The sequence below is a fragment of the Paenarthrobacter sp. Y-19 genome (assembly GCF_029223985.1).
In the GTDB taxonomy this organism is placed as follows: domain Bacteria; phylum Actinomycetota; class Actinomycetes; order Actinomycetales; family Micrococcaceae; genus Arthrobacter; species Arthrobacter nicotinovorans.
Genome location: NZ_CP119414.1, coordinates 3,205,989 through 3,223,302 on the forward strand (window position 1 = coordinate 3,205,989; position 17,314 = coordinate 3,223,302).

A 17,314-nucleotide genomic window follows, 5' to 3' on the forward strand; every position below is an offset into this window, starting at 1 on the left:
GCAAACATGGCCCAGCAAGCTGATGGTTCACGGCAGTCACCCTCCACGCCATCAGTCAGCGGGCCACCGGCGCCACCCCAGCGCCCGGGCATGTCCCTTTCCACTCCGCCGCCCATCCCTGCAGCGGTAAAGCCTCCCGGCCCGGCCCGGTTGTCCCGTTCGCTGTGGCTGGCAAGTTTCGTGGCCGGCATCGCCGTGGTCTTCACGGGGTTCCTTGGCCGCGACGCCCACTTTGAACGCTTGAAGGGCGTTATCCAGTCCATGGTCCCGGACGGCGACGCTAACTCCGTCGAGGGGGCCGCCGCCGTCGTATTCCTCGGCAGCCTGGCCATGATCGCCGTGGTGGTCGCGATGGAAGTCGTCCTCTTGGCGATCCTTTTCAGGCGACGCACGTGGCCCCGTTGGGCCTTGGCTCCCCTGCTCCTCCTCCACGCCGTCGTCACCGTGATCACCGCTGATTATGTGGTGGCTCCGGGCAATGACGGCGTCATGGCCATGGTGCTTCTCGCCGCGCAATTCATCCTCGCTGCAGCCGGCCTGATTCTGCTTTTCCTGCCGTCGACGACAGCCTGGCTGCTCAGCGGGCGGCGGGCATAGCCGCCAGGATACCTTCGCAACTGCGCAGGACAACCCGGCAGGCTTCCACCGCCGAAGGCTCGACCAACAACGGGTTTTCCGCGATCTGCCGCCAACGGTCAAGGGCCCTGCGGGTTTCGCGCGCGATCTCCTCCGCGTCCGCGTCCGGGGGAAGTCCCAGCCTCTGGAACGGAAGGTTGCCGCGGCCGCCCACCAGTCGTTCCGCGTCCTCTGCCTGCCCGGGTGGCAGGACCACACCACCTGTCCGCAGCGAGCCCAGGAGCTTGAGTTCGCGGAATTCGTGCGCGCCGGCGAGCAACTCCTCCAGCGCCGGTTCGAGGACTGCTGACTGGCCGGGTTGGGAGCCGCTCAGCAGTGACTCCAAACCCACGACGGCGGCACGCGCCTTGAGTGCGTCGGCCCGCGTTTGGAACAAGGAGGCCACGGTGTCCAGCAGGCGGCCGAGTCCGCTGCGTCGCGCCAGTTCGTGCGCCAGTTCCGTCGGGTTGGTGATTCCGCCCCGGATCAGGGCCACTGCCAGCCTGATCCCGAACAGCCCGAACCGTTGGACCAGGGAAGCCTTCAGGCCGGGCTCCACGCCTTCCGGTCCGGCCGCGCGGACAAAGCGGTCAACAGAAAGCATCATCCTTTCGCGCTGGTTCCGGTCCATTCGCGCAAGGAGCATGAGGGCGTCCACGTCGCCCTGGCGCATGGTCCTGGAGCTCTGCGCCAGCAGTCCCGCCACGGGTACAACTCCCAGCGCGAGCGGTTTGAGGTTTTCGTCCCGGCTGTATCTGTCGGCAATCACGGCAGCGGAAATGAGCGAATCTATCCTGCCGGCACCTATCTCATCCGCGCGTGACAGGACAGCGAGGGCATTGACCGTCCCGGACTTCCCGGCGGCGGTGTCCTTGAAGGATTCGAGGAACCGGACATCCGAGGCGTGCAAATGACGCATCAGGTAGATGACGGCGTCCGCAGCGGTGGGAGCGTCTTCGGGAAGCAGGAAGGCCGTGGACCTCCCGGATACATCCTTGGACAAGGAAGCGATGCCCGGAGTGTCGATCAAGGTGAGATCCCGGAGGCTGGCTGCCGGCCAATCAACCACGAGCTTTTCCACGTCCTCCGCCTGGAATTCCCCCAATGAAAACACCAAGCGGCCATCTTCACGGTGCACTGGCAGCGCCTGCGGCCCGCCTGCCAAGGGGTGCAGGGTGATACGGGGAGCGTGCCCGTAGCGGTACCACGTGACGATCTTCGTGCACTCACCGGCGTCGGTAGGAGCGATCTCCTCGCCGATGATGGCATTGAGAAGGGTGGACTTTCCGGCTTTGACCATTCCGGCCACCGCAATGCGCAACGGCCCGGCAAGGCGTTGGTCGAGGTCGTCCAGGACAGCCAGGGCAGCCGGGTCCCCCTGGAAGACCTCCCGCGCTTGCCGGAGCAGCTCCGCTGCGCCGGCGATTCCCGATTCGATCATCCCGCCGGAACCGCGGACGACGCCGGAACGGCGTGCTGTCCTCCGGCCCCTTCTTCCTGAAGTTGCCGGGCAACCGCGTGCAAGTTTTCCACGGCTTTGAGCTGGTTCTTGATCTCCTTGATCCGCAGGTCCCGCTCGGCAGCGTAGGTGGCTGCCGCCTTCTGCGCCGCAGCCACGGATTCGGTGAGGGAACGGTGGTGTTCCTCTGCGATGTCGGTGAAGTGATCCCGGGTGGCCCGCTGAACCAGCCGCAACCGGTCCTTGAGTTGCTTGCCCACCTGGAACACGACGTCGTCCACCTGCTTCCGCACCAGGAGTTTGGCCTCTGCCTGCCGACGTTTCAGCCGTGCTTCCTGCTCCTCCCGATACGCTTTCCGGCCCAGCATGAGCCCGGCCCCCACAGACAGCGGGTTGATCAGGGCCAAGCCAAACAAACCCGTCAAGAGGCCAAACATCAGCACCCCGCCGTAGGACCCGCGCATGCCGATCAGAACCTTCTGCACAGGTCCCATACGGCCATCTTCCATGTCCTGGATTTCTGCCACGGGGTCAAGCACTCCGCCGGTGTCGGCAACGTGGAGGGCAGGCAAAGCCACTTCGTCTTCGGAAAAATGCTCTGCCACCTGTCCGGCCAGCCACTGTGCCCGCTCGCTGGTCCACACGAAAGTGTCGGACACGGCGGCGGCAACGCTTTGTTCAAGCCACTTGGCGAACTGTTCCCACGCGGGCCCGGGATCGCCCTGGTCAATGGCCGCCTCGGCTTCGCGTTGTATTCGCCGAAGACGGTCCTTGAGATCATATTCCATGTCCGCGATGAGATCGCCAATGCCGTCATTCAGGGTGGTCTGCCATCGGGCGGACTTCTTCCGGAGCGCGTCGGCATCGTCCTTGGCCGCTTTCAGGCCCGCGATCATCTGCGGTGTGTCTTCGGGATTTTCCAAGGCCCCAAGTTCCGACCGCAACGCCAGCATGAGGTTCCCCGTAACCGACACGAGGTCGTTGCCTACGGACCGGCGCTGGATGAGGGCCGCCTCAGCAACAATGGCGTTTCGCAGGTAGGAGACCAGCTCCGGGAACCCGGATTCGTTGTTCAATTCGGCGTCCTGGAGCCTCGCGGCCTCGAGCCGCAGCTCCGAAGAGACAGGAAACAGGGGGATGTCCGGCCCGACGTCGGCCAGGTGGCCCTTGTCCAGCTCAGCGATCTGGCGCCATGCCGGATAGAGGTCTGTTTTGGACAGCACGCAGGCTACGTTGGGACTCACGCGCATGGCTTGCCGGAGGAAGCGCATTTCCGGTTCTGTGTACTCCTGGGACGCATCGGAGACAAACAGCATGGCATGTGCCGAGGGCAATGCCGTGAGCGTGGTCAGGGTGTGGCTTGAGCCAAGTCCTCCCACTCCCGGGGAATCCACAATGCAGAGCCCGCCTGACAGGAGCTTCCTGGGAAGGGCGACCTCCGCTGCAACGATGTTCCTGGCATTTCCCGGGTTGCCCTTCTCGGAGACAAAGTCCGACAATTCGGCCAACGGCACGGGCTTGCGCTCAAGGCGCGATTCACCGCCGTCGATGTCCGTAAAGCTGTCCGGCCCGGGGGGATCGGCCGCAGGGACGAGGACAACCGCCGACGCCGGATCACCTTGCCTTACCAGCGTGGGAACGGTGGTGGCGATGTCGTCATCCACCGGGCACACAGGAGCGTTGACCAAAGCGTTGATGAGCTGGCTCTTCCCTTGTTTGAACTCGCCCACCACAATCACCCTGACGTTGGGGTCCTGCAGGCGTCGGAGCGTGTTGTCCAAGCGCCGCCTGAGGTCGTTCCGCTCACCTGCCAGTGCTATCCCGTGCTCCACAAGGGTGGTCATGCGTACTGTTTCCGCCATGGTTCTTCCTTTGCTCACATGCCGCCCCTTGTCCGGGGGCCACGAAGTGCCCGGCAGGAGGGGGTCCACCTGCCGGGCACTGCTGGGGTTTCGCGCTTGTGCTTGCAACTCCTGCGCGGAGGGTGCTGCCTCAGTCGATGTCGACGTCGTTCTTGGCAACCACCACCGAATCATCAATGTCGTTGTACTCGACATCGAGTTCGTTATCCGCCACAACAACGTTGTCCTCGACGTTGGTGTAGTCAACGTCGACGTCGCCTACGGTGGTGGAGTTGTCCTCGGTGTAGGTCAACTCGTTGTCGGCCACAACGATGGAATCGTTGATGACGTTGACGTCGTCCACTTCCACGTTGGTGGAGTAGTCCGGCGAGTATTCCAGGTCCAGTTCGTTGTCCTGGACCACCACGGAATCGTTCACCACTTGTACGTCCTCCAGATCGACATCCACGTCCGTGGAGTTGTCGTTGAACGAGTCCGTGGCCGTGTTGGTGGTGTTGGTTGTGGTGGTCGTGTTCGTTGTGTTGGTGGTATTCGTTGTGTGGTTGGAGTTGTCCTCGTTGAACGAATCCTCGATCTCCACGTCCACGTCAACATCGGTGTTGTACGAATCCTCGGTGTTGTAGGAATCGTCCGTGTTGTACGAGTCCTTGGTCACCGAATGATCCGAGTAGTCGTTGCCCACCGAGACATCGTTGTTGTTGCCGCTGGTGTTGACGTTGACCGAGTTGTCCACGGTGTGGTCATCGTTGTTCGTGGTGGTGGTTGTGGTCGTGGTGTTTCCGGAATTCGTGACATCGTCGCCGGCGGCAATGGCACCATCACCGGAGGCGATCACTGCGTCCTGGTTGAACATCTGGGAGACATCACCGTTGGCCCAGATGTTCTGGTTCACCGACTGGTCCGTGATCGTGTCGCGGTCATCGATGGTGGTGGTGTAGGAGTAGTTGTTCACCACGTGGACGAGTTGCTGGACCGCATGTGCATGGTCTTCGTGCCCGCCGCCCCAACCACCGCCGGCACCGCCACCGCCACCGCCACCGCCGTGATCGTCGTCGTGGTCGTGGTCGTGACCGTCATGCCCGCCATCCCAACCACCGCCGGCACCGCCACCGCCGCCGCCGTGATCGTCGTCGTGGTCGTGGTCATGACCGTCATGCCCGCCATCCCAACCACCGCCGGCACCGCCACCGCCGCCGCCGTGATCGTCATCGTGTTCCGGGCGTCCGCCGCCACTCCAGCCGCCGCCATCGTGCTCGGGCCGTCCGCCGCCGGTCGTCGCGTGGTTTCCTCCGGTGTTGTATTCACGGTCGAAGGACGACCGGGCATTGATCGGTGCGTAGTCGAGGACCACGGGGCGGACGGCGTCGACATCTGCGGAGGAGACATCCCGTAGGCCCGCAGCGGCGAGGGCTGCTTCGGGATCGCGTACAAAGTCTTCTGCGGCGTCAGGATCGTTGAACAGGCTCATCAGGAACTGCACGAGCTGTTGTGCGAGTGTTGGCATTGGAGTGCTCCCTCAAATTCTGTGGTTTTCGAAATTGGCCCGGCGCCTTTGCCGGGCTTGCATTCAACGTATTGCCAGGACCGAAGACCGGGCATCGGGGGTGGTCCCCCTACCCCATGCCCTGCCGTTAGGGGATTGCCGGGTTTTCCGTTAGGGGCTGAGGGGGTCCTGCTTACGGAGGGGGGTACCCCTCCCCCAACGCCAGGCGCAGGCGGACCAGCAGCTCTGAACGGTTTTCCGCTCCCAAGCGACGCCGCATGCGCGCCACATGGTGTTCCGCGGTGCGGGGCGAGATGTAGATGGCCTCGCCGATCTCGCGGTAGGTCTTGCCTTCCAGGATGAGCCGGGCGACCTCGCGCTCCCTGGGGCTGAGCCCGGATGAATCCTGAACCCCCGGACTCCCGTACTCCCCGGCAAGTGCATGCAAGGAGACGTCAGCTTGTGAAGCGCCGGCCCGCTCCGGAGGCGGGGCCGATGGGGAAACCCCTTGGGGGTGGATGTCCCGCGCACAGGCAAGGAGCCGCACCATGTCCCGCCGCTCTTCGGCGTGCGCAGCGGCATGGCCGGCCAGCCGTGCGCCTTCCCAGGGCAATCCGACCGAGGCCAAACCACGGGCGGCGGTTTCGACGTCGGACGCTTCAAACCGTGCGGCCAGGACCGAAACCCAGGCTTTGCCCGCTGCAGCGAGCACGGACGCCAGGTGGCTGTGTTCGGAGGCACGCACCAGCGCAGCAGCGTGGGGAGCGAGTTCGGCCGGACTTTCGCTAAGAAGGGCTGCCTGCACTCCAGCCCAATGCAGGGGCACCGACCATAATGGGGCATCCCCCAGCTGGCCAAGGAAGTGCCAGACACCGTCCAGGTAATGCCCCACCCGGCGGGTCTCCCGCAACCGTGCGGCGGCGATCATGAGCTCTCCCCAGGGCAGGAGACTGAACAGGTCCACTGACACATGCATCATTGCCTCGCGGGCCCGCTCCCACGCCAGCAGCAGCTCGTGGACTTCGCTGCCCCGGCGTGCCAAACCGACATCCAATGCAGCAAGCAGGAAATCATCCCTGGGCGCCAGGGGCCAGTGGTTCGCTTTCACTGCTTCGTTGATGGCCAAGCGGGCTTCGTCCGGGTTGTCCTGCTGCATGGCGGTCCAGGCCTGCAACAGGAACAGTCTGGGACGGGCCGTATTGCCGCCCTGTCCGGCGGCAAGCGCTGCCTTGAGGACCATATCGGCGATGCCGGCTTCCCCGGTGTGGAGGGCGCACAGCGCGGCAAGGGCCGCCGGTGTCTCCACAAGGGGAATCGACGTGCCGGCCGCGTTCATCATGTCGGAGGCCCTGATGAGCTCGGGCAGTGCGATTTGCGGCGTGGGTCCCAGTGTTTGACGAAGTCCCTGCTGGGTCAATGACAGAGCCACAGCCAGGAGTGTAGGTGAGCCCTCCGGCGAGGCAGCAGCCGCCAACTGACCGGCGCCCGCAACGTTGCCTGAACCGATCATGGCCACGGCTGCAAGGGGCGCCGAACCGTCGATCCTATCCCGCCCCAGCCAGGTGTAGGTGTCCGCGCTCCGGGAGAGCATGCCCCGCTGTGCCCAAACAGCCGCAGCAACGTCAACTCCCAGGCGGATGTGAGGGGCCTCCGGCGTTGCCAGGAGCCGGTCCACTATCCTGCCGGCAGTGTCCAGATCGCCCAAGGCCGCCGCTGCCTGCGCCCGCCTGGCCGCCGTGGTGGTCTCCTGTCCTCCGGCGAGAAGTGCTTCTGCATAGAGTTCGGCCGCCAGGCCGGGCTCGGAGTCCAGAACCCCCTCCGCGGCACGCTCCAGCTCCGCGACGATCCGTGGATCCTGGAACCCGTTCTGCGCAAGCTGCCGGGCGACGTCGCCCAAGGGACGGCCCTCTGCCGCGGTCCTGTCCACCAGTTCCCTCTGCAGGGCCCGGATGCGCGCCGGCGCTGTGCTCGAGAGCAAGGCATAGTGGACGGTCCCAACCACTGATCCATCAGGCGATATCAGCCCGGCGTCCTTTGCCACGTGGATGACCGAGTCCAGGTCTTCGCGGTGTTCAAGGCTGCCCGGCAGAAGGGAGTGGAGGGAAAAACCCAAGGACAGCGCCAGCAGCAATTCCTGGACTGCGGCGGGCTGACCGGGCAGTTCAGGGCCCGGCGCCTCCCTCGGGGCGCCGGCCGGGAGGCCGGACGGCTGCTCATCCCGCCCGGGCGGAGAATGCCGCGGCCGGTGGTCCTGTCCCGTCATGGGTCAGACCGCCGGAGTCAGTGCTGGATCCGGGGCCGGACTTGTTTCTGTTGGCAGGGGCTCCGGGGCGACTGTGGCCGGCGGGATGGTGGGCTCGGGCTGCACTGTTGGTTCAGGCGGCGGTGGAGCAGGGTCCTGGGTCACTGTGGGTTCTGGCTGCGGCACCGTGGGTACCGGCGATGGGGTAACCGGGTCCGTCGGTATGACAGGTGGCGTGGAAGGATCGGTTACCGGCGGCGGCACAGTGGGTGGCGTCGTTGCCGGTGGTGGTGTGGGTCCGCTGGCGGCCCCGCCTGTAGGCTCCGGGGTGGGCGTCGCCGCCGGTGGGTTGCTGGAGCCGCTTCCGGGAGTCTCCGGCGTCGTGGTTCCAGTGGCAGCCCCGCCTGTAGTGGCAGCCCCGCCTGTCCCGGCCGCGTTGCCTGTCCCGGCCGCACTGCCTGCTCCGCCGGTACCGGCTGTCTGGCCTTGGGCGGCCCCCGATCCCGCACCTGAGCCGTTTCCCGTGCTTCCCGACCGTGCCGGGCTCTTTCCGGTCCCGGTCCCCGCCCGCGTCACTCCAGCGCGGGCACTGGCCTCAAGTCCCGCCGTCGGACTTCCCACCGCCGGTGCCGCACCCGGGGCGGCACCGCCCCCGCCGTTGGCTTGGGCTGCGGCAACCGGCGAGCCGTCGCCGCGCATGACGTCGGCAGCCTGGTTTCCGAACATGGACGCCAGAATGCCGCTGCCTTCCGGGCTCTGCGCCGCCGTGGCGGTGGCAATGGTCAGCGCAGTTGCTGCTGCAACCGCCGCTGCGGCCAGGCGGACGTGGGAGCGGTGTGCGCCCCCGGGAGCGACCGCGGCTTTGACGGCACCGAGGTGGGGCCTGGAGCCGGCGACGGGCGGCCGCGCAGTCTTCGCCCGCTTGGCAACGCCACGTCCTTCCATCACCGTCGCCGGGGCAGCCTCAGCTTCGGCCGCTTCCAGGTCTGCTGCAGTTGCGGTACCCAGACCCGCGACAGCGGCGCCAAGGCAGATGGACGACTTGGGATCGGCATCGACGGCGATAGGACGGTCCAGTTCCACCGAAATCATTTCCGCCACCAAGGGAATGCGGGACGAGCCGCCGATGAGCAGCACGGTACTCAGGTCCCCGGGCTCAAGGTGGATGCTGCGCAGGCTCCGTTCGAGAGCGTGCACGGTTTCCCGGATGGACGCCTCGATCAGGGCCTCGAACTCGGACCGCACCAGCCGCAGGGTCCGCTGGGTTCCCGGCAGCGCGACGGCGATACTGGCCTCGCTGTCCATGGACAGCGCTTCCTTGGCTTCGCGGCACTCCCTCCGCAGCCTGGATAACGCTGCCTTGCTTTCCGGCGCCTCCGGCTCGAGTCCCTCCAAGGCGTCCCCGAGGTGACCCATGACGTAGCGCAGAACGGCGGCGTCGAAATCGGCGCCGCCAAGAGTTTCAATGCCGTCGGGACGGCCCAGGAGTTCGAAGCTGCCAGCGCCCGCCTTGCGCAGGACCGCGGTATCGAACGTTCCGCCGCCAAGGTCATACACGGCGATGGTGCTGCCGTCCTCCACGCGGGTTTGGGTGGCGTAGTGCAGGGCGGCGGCAACGGGTTCGCTGATCAGGGTGACATCGTGCAGGCCCGCAACGTTCAACGCGGCGAGGACCGTCGAGGTACGGTGCGCGCCCCACGCTGCGGGGTGCGTCATGATGATCGACGACGGCAGGCTCCCCTCCCGCTCTTCGGCCCTGTCCACCACCCATCGAGCCATGGTGGCGTACACGTCCTCGGGCGACATCCAGCCCTCACCCACAGCGAGTGGAACGGAGTCGCCTATGCGGCGCTTGAATTCCCTGACCATCCGCCGGGGATCGTCCAGGCCCCGGCGTTCAGCCGCCTCGCCCACCAATATCCGGCCGTCGTCCGCGTAGAAAAGCACCGAAGGCACAGTGCTTCCATGGATCCCAAGGGGCAGGATTTCAGGCGTGGGTGCGGCGCTCCGCCCAGGCTTGATAAGAGCTGCGGCGGTGTAACTTGTCCCGACATCAATGGCGAGAACATAGCTCATGGGTACCTCGAGAGTTCACATGGCACGACGCAAGCGAGCTGCTTCACTAGCGGGTCTTGAACAAGTTAGCACCTGCTCCGGACACGCAAAAGGCTTAATTGCTACACCGAATTGTCAATTTCCCGAGGCCGCTGATGACTATTGAAGTAAAGCTCCTGCTCAGCGCCGGATTGGACCTTAGAGGCCGGAGTAGGAATGCAAGCCGTTGAAAACGGTATTTACCAACGTGAAGTTGATGATGACGCAGGCGTATCCGACGATTGACAACCACGCTGCACGGGTGCCTGTCCAACCACGGGTGGCACGGGCGTGCAGGTAGCCTGCGTAGACAACCCAGATCACGAAGGTCCAGACTTCCTTGGGATCCCAGCCCCAGAACCGGCCCCAGGCCTTCTCGGCCCAGATCGCGCCGAACATGAGCGTGAACGTCCAGCCAATGAACGCGATCGCGTTGATGCGGTAGGACAGGTTCTCCAGGCTCAGGGCGTTGGGAACCACGCGCATGAAGGCCAGGTTGTCTGCGCGGCCGGCCGCCAGGTTCTTCTGCCGGTACGACTGCAGCAACTGCAGGACGGACATGGCGAAGGTCAGGGTGAACAAAGCGGATGACAGGACCGCGATGGAGACGTGGATGATGAGCCAGTAGCTCTGCAATGCGGGGACCAGGTGGCCAACCGGGGTCCAGAAGGACACCGACGCAGCCACCAGCATGATGATAGCCAAGCCCAGCACGAACGTGCCGAGGAACCGCAGGTCGCGGCGGATCAGCGTGATCAGGAAGACGGCCACGGCAACGAAAGCGCCCGTGGTGAGGAATTCATACATGTTGCCCCACGGCACGCGGCCGGCGCCCAATGCCCGGGTCACCACTCCTGCGCCGTGAATCAGCACGCCAAGCACCGTCAAGGCCACTGCCACGCGAGCGGGAACGCGCCGTTCGGCCGTGTACCGCATGTCGCCTGCCGCAGTCCCGCCTGCATGGGTGGGGCCCGACGTCGGACGCTCGGCCCGGCCGGCCGGCCCGCCGGCGTCGGGACCTGACAGGGCAGCCCCAACGCGACCGGCTGCAACGCTGACCTTTTCGCTGGTGGACCTGGCTGCTGCCTTCAAATCCACTGCCTGGAAGGTCTTGCTGCTCTTCGCCAGATCCCAGGCAAAGGCGATGAACGCCACGGTGTACGTGCCGGCGGCCAACAGCATGAACAGCTCGCTGTACTGGCCCAGGGTTTCGTTGATGGCTGGCATTACTGGTCCTTCGAGGTTGAGGAAGAGACGGTTCGAGGTGCGGGAGGCTCCGGTGATTCCGGGAGGTTCCATTCGCGGGCAAAGATTTCACGCAGTGCTGCGGCTTCTCCGGCGAGGCGGTGGTCTTCACCGCGTGCCAGCAAGCCGTACTCCACCATGGTGCGCCCGTCCTGGTGGGTTCCGGTGCGGACCCAGACCCGGCGGCGGTTGACGTAAAGGGAAACCATCAGGCCACCCACCGCCAGCAGGCCGAAGATAAGGGCGTACAGCTGGCCGGGGTTGTGGTGGATGTCAACGCCGATGTACTTCTTAACACTGTCGAAGGTGATGCTTCCCTTACCCTCGGGCAGAGTTGCGGTCTGGCCCAAACCGAGCACGATGCCGCCGGCCTCAAGCTTGCGCCCGTTCAGCTGGGTAAGGTTCTTGACGTCCAGTTCAAAGACATTCTGGGGCGTTCCCTCATCCAGGCCCAGGTCGCCGTAGTAGGAATCCAGGTTCAACTGCGGGTTGGCCAAAGCGGGGTCGGCACTGAAGGAGATTCCTTGTTCCGACTCGAAGGCGGTCGGCAGGAAGAAGCCGTTGAAGCCAAGCTGGTCGGGAGTGCCGTCCGGGACCTTGATGACCACGGACGAGTAGTAGTTGGCCCCCTGGACCTTCGCGGTGACGGGACCTTGGAAAGCCACGTTGCCGTCGCCGTCCCGGACCGTGACCACGGGTGCGTAGCCGTTGCCCGTGAGGTACAGGCTTGTTCCGCCCAGGGAAATGGGGTCGTTGACCTTCAGCACTTCCTTCTGCTCGGGCGCGCCTGGGTCTTCCTTGGTGGTGACCTCGGCCGTGTAGTCGATCGGCTGGCCGGTCTTCTTGGGCGACTCCCGGTCGAACGTTGCCTGGAACTTGTCCAAACGGACCGAGTACGGCTGAAGCGAGCTGCTTTGGAAGTTGGTGCCCGGGGTGAACTGGTCATAGCCAACCAGGGTGTTGACGAAAGTTTCGCCTTCGACCAGGATGCGCTGGCCGCTGTATCCGAACAGGCCGCCGATGGCCACGGACACCAGCACGCCGATCAACGAGGTGTGGAACACCAGGTTGCCCACTTCCTTCAGGAAGCCCCGCTCGGCGCCCAAGGACGGCAGGGCGCCGTCGACGTCGCGTACATCAACGCGGTAACCGCGCTTCTTGAGCAGCCCGGCGGCATCGTTGATGGCTTTCGACGCCGGGATCCCGGCGTCGGCGGGCAGCGCCAGGGTGCCGTACTCCGGAAGCCGCGAAAGGCGCTTGGGAGTGCGCGGCGGCTGCGACTTCATGGCTTTGTAGTGCGCAATGGCGCGGGGGGTCACGCAGCCGATCAGCGAAATGAACAGCAGAATGTAGATGGCCGAGAACCAGGCGGACGAATAGACGTCGAACATCTGGAGGGCATCCAGGAACGGCCCGGTTGCAGGGTTGTTCTTGATCCACTCAGTGACCGTGACAGGGTTGGCGGCGCGCTGCGGGAACAGCGAACCCGGCACTGCACCGACGGCCAGCAAGAGAAGCAGGAACAGCGCTGTACGCATGCTCGTCAACTGGGTCCAGGCCCACCTGAGCATGCCCTTGAATCCGAGCACGGGTACCGCGGCCTCAGACTTGGCCTGCTGGAGTTTTCCTTCCGCTGTGGTGGCGCCTTCAGCGGCTGGTGACTTCTTCTTGGCTTTCACGGACTCGCTCATCAGATTGGCAACTTCACGTCATTTTGGAACCAGTACTGCAACCCGGTCACCCACTGGCCCCACACACCGGTGGCCATCAGGATGCCGAGCAAAATCAGGATGCCTCCGCCGATCCGCTGGATGGCCAAACGGTGCTTGCGGAAGAAGGACATGACACCCATGCCCCGGCGGACGGCCAGAGCGATCAGGAGGAACGGGATGCCCAGGCCAAGGCTGTAGATGAACGCCAGGAGCGCACCTTTGGCCGCCGACGATCCGCCGGACAAGCTCAGCAACTGTACCGCGGAGTAGGTCGGGCCAATGCATGGTGCCCAGCCCAAACCGAACGTGAGTCCAAGCAGCGGCGCACCCCACAGTCCGGCCGGCGGTTTGGCGTGGATCTTGGCATCACGCTGAAGCCAGCCGAAGCCGCCCATGAACACGACGCCCATGACGATCACCAGAAGGCCCAGCAGCTGCGTGATCCAGGCGTTCTGCGGGCCCGTCAGCAGCGTCCCGAGCTGGCCGAAGGCGCCGCCCAGGAGCACGAAAATTACGGAGAATCCGAGGACAAACAGCCCGATCCCCGCCAGCATCCGGCCACGCCGCTGCTTTTGCAGGTCGACGCCGGTCAGCCCGGTGACGTACCCCAGGTACCCGGGTACCAACGGCAGCACGCACGGCGAGAGGAACGAAACCAGCCCGGCCAGCAATGCGACCGGCACGGCCAGCAGAAGGGAACCGTTGAGGATGGTCTCGGCGAAAGGACTGTTCACGGTGACTACTCGCCCACGGCTGAGGTGATGAGGGCCTTCAAGGTGCTCTTTTCAATCTCGCCAAGCACGCGGGAGGCAACTTTGCCTTCCTTATCAAGGACCAGGGTTGTGGGGACGGCACCGGGCGGGACGATGCCGGACACGGACAGCAGCACGGACCCGTCCTTGTCGTTGAAGCTCGGGTAGGTGAGGTTGAACGTCTTGTCGAAGGCCTCAGCGGTGGCCTTTTCATCGCGGAGGTTCACGCCGAAGAACTGGACGCCCTGGTCCTTGAATTCCTGGTGCAGCGCTTCAAGCTGCGGCGCTTCGATCCGGCAGGGAGCGCACGCAGCAAACCAGAAGTTCAGGACCGTGACCTTGCCCTTGAGGTCCTCGGGCTTGACCTCATTTCCGTTGAACAGGGTGCCCTTGAGGGCTACGGGCGCTGCACGGTCGGCTTTGGCGAATTCCGTCACCGAGCCGTCGCCGGCCACGTAGTTCTTGTTGTCGCCCGCCTTTGCCTGCTCCGCAAGGGAGTCCTTCTGGGCGCACGCGGAAAGTCCCATGGTCAGTCCCGCCAGCAGGACACCGCCGGCGGTAAGAACGCCTCGACGTGAAAGGTTGTTGTCCATGTCTTCCTATGCCCCCGGAGTGCTGGCCGCACCGGGAAGCAGCGCGGCGGCAGGTTCGCTGTACTCAACCCGGATAATCCGGCCGTCGTCGTCGAGCGTCAGGGACGTAAGCGACGTCAAAGTGCATTCACGTTTACGGGGATCGTGCGCCAGGCGACGGCCCTCAGCCGTGAGCCGTGTTGACCAGATCGGCAGCTGGTGGCTGACCAGGATGGCCTCGGCGCCGTCCCCGCCAAGTTCGATTGCCTTGACGCGGGCATCCTCAACTGCAGCCAGCACGCGGGCTGCCTGCTCCTTGTACGGCTCGCCCCAGGAGGGCCGCATTGGATTCCGGAAGTAGAACCAGTGCTTGGGCTTCAGGAACTCGCTCTTTGTGGGGTGGAGTCCCTGGAAGTGGTTCTCGGCTTCGATGATGCGCGGCTCGACCGTGATTTCGAGGTTCAGTGCTTCCGCCGTCGGCATGGCCGTCTCCTGGGCACGCGTCAACGGAGAGGCCACCAGATGGACTATCTTCGCACCGTCGGCGGCGCGGGCAACAAAGTGGTCGGCCAGCATACGGGCCATCTCCCGGCCACGCTCGGAGAGGTGGAACTCCGGCAGGCGACCGTAGAGGACGCCGTCGGGATTGTGGACCTCGCCATGGCGAAGCAGATGGACAGTTGCTTGGGGCATGTTTACCAGTTTCTCAAAGAAGCGGGGCGATCCGAAATCTTCTACCGCAAGTAGAACTCAAAGTTTTCCGTAAATGTTCCGTGGAGTTGGAATAAAAGATGCATATGCATGTTTATACTAGACACGAAGCTCAGTTGACGCTTCAAGCAATTGGTTCAACCGGGCAAGCACGCAGTACCTTCCACTACCTATAGGAGCAACAACCATGATGACCCTCCCCGCTTCCGTCACCACCGGCACCTGGACCCTCGACGCTTCCCACAGCGAGATCGGCTTCACCGTCCGCCACGCAGGCATCAGCAAGGTCCGCGGCCAGTTCAAGGACGCTTCGGCCACTTTGGAGGTCGGCGAAACCCTGACGGACTCCAAGGTCTCCGCAACCATCCAGACCGCCAGCTTCGACTCCGGCGATGTCAACCGCGATGGCCACGTCAAGGGCGAAGACTTCTTCGACGTCGAGAAGTTCCCGGAAATCACCTTCGTGTCCCGCCACGTCAAGGCCAACGGAAACAGCTTCGACCTCGTGGGCGATCTCACAATCAAGGGCGTCACCAAGGAGGTCTCCATCGAGACCGAATTCAACGGCGTTGCAGTAGACCCGTTCGGCAACACCCGCGCAGGCGTCTCGGGTGAAACCACCATCAGCCGCAAGGACTTCGGCCTTACCTGGAACGCAGTCCTCGAAGCCGGTGGCGTTTTGGTCAGCGACAAGGTCGTTATCAACCTCGAACTCGCGTTCATCGCTCCGGCCGCAGCCTGATTCCAGAACACCCCGGACGGCGTCCCTGCCCAGCTTCGCGCTGCAGGGGCGCCGTTTCGCATACACATGAGTCACCCGGCCATTGTTCGGCAAACACCCTGTATTTAGCTGCGAGTTGGCTCGGAATTTCCTATGCAACCTTCAACCTGCGGTCTACAGTGATGCCATGAGTACCCCAGATGAAGCACCTCAGCCACAGCAGCCCGGCGCCCAGCCACCGCAGCCAGGCAATGTTCCTCCTGCGGGCTACCAACCTCCCGGCGGTTACCAGCCTCCCCAAAGCGGATCTGTTCCGCCAGGTGGCTACCAAGGGCAGCAAGGTTACCAACCTCCCCCTGCCTACCAGCAGCCGGGACAACCCGCCTACACAGCACCGGCCGGCCCGAACCCCGCACCGCCCGCCGGACTCGGCTATAACGCACCTCCGCGGAACGTCTTCGGTTTGGACTTCAACAACATCGCCCAGAGATTCCGTGACACCACGGGCGTCCCTAAGACCCTCACCACGTCCTACTGGCTGTGGATTGCCGCAGCGGCACTGGGCGTCATCGCCAACTTCGCCAATATCTTCATCTACCGCGACTACTTCGGAGCCCTGGCCATCGGGACGGGGATCTTCAACTTCGTCTTCAGCATCATCATGGCCGCCGTCTACGCCTTCATCGCCATCCGCATGAAGGAGGGCGCCCGGTGGGCCCGGCTGGTCCTCTCCATTTTGGGCGGCTTCGCGGTCTTCTCCCTGCTGTTCCTCCTGATCACTTTCAACCTCGGGTTGCTCAGTTCGGCGGCCGCTGTTGCCGCAGCAATCATGATGTGGCTCCCGGAATCGCAGAAACACTTCGTTTAGCACTTGCTGAGCATGAAGGCCGCGGCCGGATCCCCTGGGATTCCCGCGGCCTTCATCATGAAGACGTACGCCAACATGATGATTTTCCCTGCCCTCTTGAAATTCCTGCGTGTGGTATGCAGCGGCGCGGGACCCTGGGGGTACGGTGGAAGCAGAACCACGCTGGGGGCAGGGTCACTTTGCTGATCCCGGCGGCCGTACCTGCAGTCGAACAAGCAAAGGAATGCCATGAGCAACCCTCCATACCCGCCGTCGAACCCGGGCGACTCCAACCAGCCTGAGCAGCCGGGCACGCAGCCCGCTGCACCACAGTACGGCCAGCAGTCCCCACCGCCGGCAGCTCCGCAATATGGCCAGCCTGCTGCACCACAGTACGGCCAGCCTGCAGCACCGCAGTACGGCCAGCAGTCCCAGCCGCCAGCGGCCCCACAGTACGGCCAGACCGGCGCTTCGCCCTATGGCCAGGCGCCCCAGTACGGTCAGGACACCAACTGGCCGAGTCAGCAGCCGGGTCCTGCCACAGTCCCGCAAATGGTCAACATCGCCTTCTGGTTGATTGTCGGCGCAGGCGCAATCTGGCTGATCTCCATCCTTATTTCCATGGCGGCACTGAACGACCCCTCCTTCAGGAGCATGTTCGAAGACCAGATGTCGGCCGGCGGCGCCGCGGATGTCCGCTTTGAAGACGTCCAGGGCTTCATCGTCGGCGTCATGATTGCACTCGGTGTCATTGGTGCCGGCCTGTACGCACTCGTTGCCATCAACGTCCGCAAGGGCAAGAACTGGGCTCGCATCCTCGGCACGGTCCTCGCCGCGCTCTCGATCTTTGCCCTCGTGCCGCTCAGCCTGGCGACGCTTTCAGCACTGCTCGGAATCGTAGCGATCGTCCTGCTGTACCTGCCGGCGTCGGCTCCGTACTTCCGCAAGACACCGCAGTTCGGAAACCCGTACCAGACTCCCTCCGGACGCTAAAGCGAC

The 17,314-nt window shown here is 64.3% G+C and carries 14 protein-coding genes; 4 read left to right on the forward strand and 10 right to left on the reverse strand.

Annotated elements, in window-relative coordinates; genetic code table 11:
- Positions 1–6 precede the first annotated feature (6 nt).
- Positions 7–597 carry a hypothetical protein gene (locus PYR64_RS14960; RefSeq protein ID WP_275776037.1) on the forward strand — a complete coding sequence of 197 codons (591 nt, stop codon included), beginning with the start codon at positions 7–9 and terminating at the stop codon, positions 595–597.
- On the opposite strand, the gene PYR64_RS14965 is transcribed toward PYR64_RS14960, so the two are convergent.
- The 10 genes from PYR64_RS14965 to PYR64_RS15010 form a co-directional block, all read right to left on the reverse strand.
- Positions 578–2,056, reverse strand: a complete 1,479-nt coding sequence (locus PYR64_RS14965) for a dynamin family protein (protein WP_189075383.1) — start codon at positions 2,054–2,056, stop codon at positions 578–580. The two genes, PYR64_RS14960 and PYR64_RS14965, sit on opposite strands and share 20 nt — an antisense overlap.
- On the reverse strand, positions 2,053–3,936 hold the full coding sequence (locus PYR64_RS14970; protein ID WP_275776039.1) for a dynamin family protein: 1,884 nt from the start codon (positions 3,934–3,936) through the stop codon (positions 2,053–2,055). The genes PYR64_RS14965 and PYR64_RS14970 overlap by 4 nt, the downstream gene beginning before the upstream one ends.
- 130 nt (positions 3,937–4,066) lie before the next feature.
- Positions 4,067–5,440 (reverse strand): IniB N-terminal domain-containing protein, encoded by a 1,374-nt coding sequence (locus PYR64_RS14975; RefSeq protein ID WP_275776041.1) that lies wholly within the window; start codon positions 5,438–5,440, stop codon positions 4,067–4,069.
- A 172-nt stretch (positions 5,441–5,612) separates the two neighbouring features.
- On the reverse strand, positions 5,613–7,682 hold the full coding sequence (locus PYR64_RS14980) for a LuxR C-terminal-related transcriptional regulator (protein WP_275776043.1): 2,070 nt from the start codon (positions 7,680–7,682) through the stop codon (positions 5,613–5,615).
- A 3-nt stretch (positions 7,683–7,685) separates the two neighbouring features.
- The gene (locus tag PYR64_RS14985) at positions 7,686–9,737 is read right to left on the reverse strand and encodes an Hsp70 family protein (RefSeq protein WP_275776045.1); all 2,052 of its coding nucleotides are present in this window, start codon (positions 9,735–9,737) and stop codon (positions 7,686–7,688) included.
- A 177-nt stretch (positions 9,738–9,914) separates the two neighbouring features.
- Positions 9,915–10,982 (reverse strand): c-type cytochrome biogenesis protein CcsB, encoded by a 1,068-nt coding sequence (gene ccsB / locus PYR64_RS14990; RefSeq protein WP_018776971.1) that lies wholly within the window; start codon positions 10,980–10,982, stop codon positions 9,915–9,917.
- Entirely contained in the window at positions 10,982–12,691 is a 1,710-nt protein-coding gene (locus tag PYR64_RS14995; RefSeq protein WP_189075388.1) for a cytochrome c biogenesis protein ResB, read from the reverse strand. Before PYR64_RS14995 ends, ccsB begins: the two co-directional genes overlap by 1 nt.
- Complete coding sequence (locus tag PYR64_RS15000; RefSeq protein WP_018776973.1) at positions 12,691–13,446, reverse strand: cytochrome c biogenesis CcdA family protein; 756 nt, start codon at positions 13,444–13,446, stop codon at positions 12,691–12,693. The genes PYR64_RS14995 and PYR64_RS15000 overlap by 1 nt, the downstream gene beginning before the upstream one ends.
- A gap of 5 nt (positions 13,447–13,451) precedes the next feature.
- Positions 13,452–14,057, reverse strand: a complete 606-nt coding sequence (locus PYR64_RS15005) for a TlpA disulfide reductase family protein (RefSeq protein WP_018776974.1) — start codon at positions 14,055–14,057, stop codon at positions 13,452–13,454.
- Positions 14,058–14,063: 6 nt separating this feature from the next.
- Positions 14,064–14,729 carry a histidine phosphatase family protein gene (locus PYR64_RS15010; RefSeq protein WP_189075389.1) on the reverse strand — a complete coding sequence of 222 codons (666 nt, stop codon included), beginning with the start codon at positions 14,727–14,729 and terminating at the stop codon, positions 14,064–14,066.
- A 208-nt stretch (positions 14,730–14,937) separates the two neighbouring features.
- On the opposite strand from PYR64_RS15010, the gene PYR64_RS15015 reads away from it, so the two are divergent.
- From PYR64_RS15015 to PYR64_RS15025, 3 genes are all read left to right on the forward strand, one after another.
- Positions 14,938–15,489, forward strand: a complete 552-nt coding sequence (locus PYR64_RS15015; RefSeq protein ID WP_026267054.1) for a YceI family protein — start codon at positions 14,938–14,940, stop codon at positions 15,487–15,489.
- A 166-nt stretch (positions 15,490–15,655) separates the two neighbouring features.
- Positions 15,656–16,336 carry a hypothetical protein gene (locus PYR64_RS15020; protein WP_144027583.1) on the forward strand — a complete coding sequence of 227 codons (681 nt, stop codon included), beginning with the start codon at positions 15,656–15,658 and terminating at the stop codon, positions 16,334–16,336.
- A 228-nt stretch (positions 16,337–16,564) separates the two neighbouring features.
- On the forward strand, positions 16,565–17,308 hold the full coding sequence (locus PYR64_RS15025; protein WP_018776980.1) for a hypothetical protein: 744 nt from the start codon (positions 16,565–16,567) through the stop codon (positions 17,306–17,308).
- The last annotated feature ends 6 nt before the right edge of the window (positions 17,309–17,314 follow it).

Bases quoted from the DNA above. Each gene is read 5' to 3' on its own strand.
- PYR64_RS15005 (WP_018776974.1), bottom strand. From the start codon at position 14,057: ATGGACAACAACCTTTCACGTCGAGGCGTTCTTACCGCCGGCGGTGTC.
- PYR64_RS14965 (WP_189075383.1), bottom strand. From the start codon at position 2,056: ATGATCGAATCGGGAATCGCCGGCGCAGCGGAGCTGCTCCGGCAAGCG.
- PYR64_RS14975 (WP_275776041.1), bottom strand. From the start codon at position 5,440: ATGCCAACACTCGCACAACAGCTCGTGCAGTTCCTGATGAGCCTGTTC.
- PYR64_RS15020 (WP_144027583.1), top strand. From the start codon at position 15,656: ATGAGTACCCCAGATGAAGCACCTCAGCCACAGCAGCCCGGCGCCCAG.
- PYR64_RS15025 (WP_018776980.1), top strand. From the start codon at position 16,565: ATGAGCAACCCTCCATACCCGCCGTCGAACCCGGGCGACTCCAACCAG.
- PYR64_RS15010 (WP_189075389.1), bottom strand. From the start codon at position 14,729: ATGCCCCAAGCAACTGTCCATCTGCTTCGCCATGGCGAGGTCCACAAT.
- ccsB (WP_018776971.1), bottom strand. From the start codon at position 10,982: ATGCCAGCCATCAACGAAACCCTGGGCCAGTACAGCGAGCTGTTCATG.
- PYR64_RS14995 (WP_189075388.1), bottom strand. From the start codon at position 12,691: ATGAGCGAGTCCGTGAAAGCCAAGAAGAAGTCACCAGCCGCTGAAGGC.
- PYR64_RS14960 (WP_275776037.1), top strand. From the start codon at position 7: ATGGCCCAGCAAGCTGATGGTTCACGGCAGTCACCCTCCACGCCATCA.
- PYR64_RS14970 (WP_275776039.1), bottom strand. From the start codon at position 3,936: ATGGCGGAAACAGTACGCATGACCACCCTTGTGGAGCACGGGATAGCA.
- PYR64_RS14985 (WP_275776045.1), bottom strand. From the start codon at position 9,737: ATGAGCTATGTTCTCGCCATTGATGTCGGGACAAGTTACACCGCCGCA.
- PYR64_RS14980 (WP_275776043.1), bottom strand. From the start codon at position 7,682: ATGACGGGACAGGACCACCGGCCGCGGCATTCTCCGCCCGGGCGGGAT.
- PYR64_RS15015 (WP_026267054.1), top strand. From the start codon at position 14,938: ATGACCCTCCCCGCTTCCGTCACCACCGGCACCTGGACCCTCGACGCT.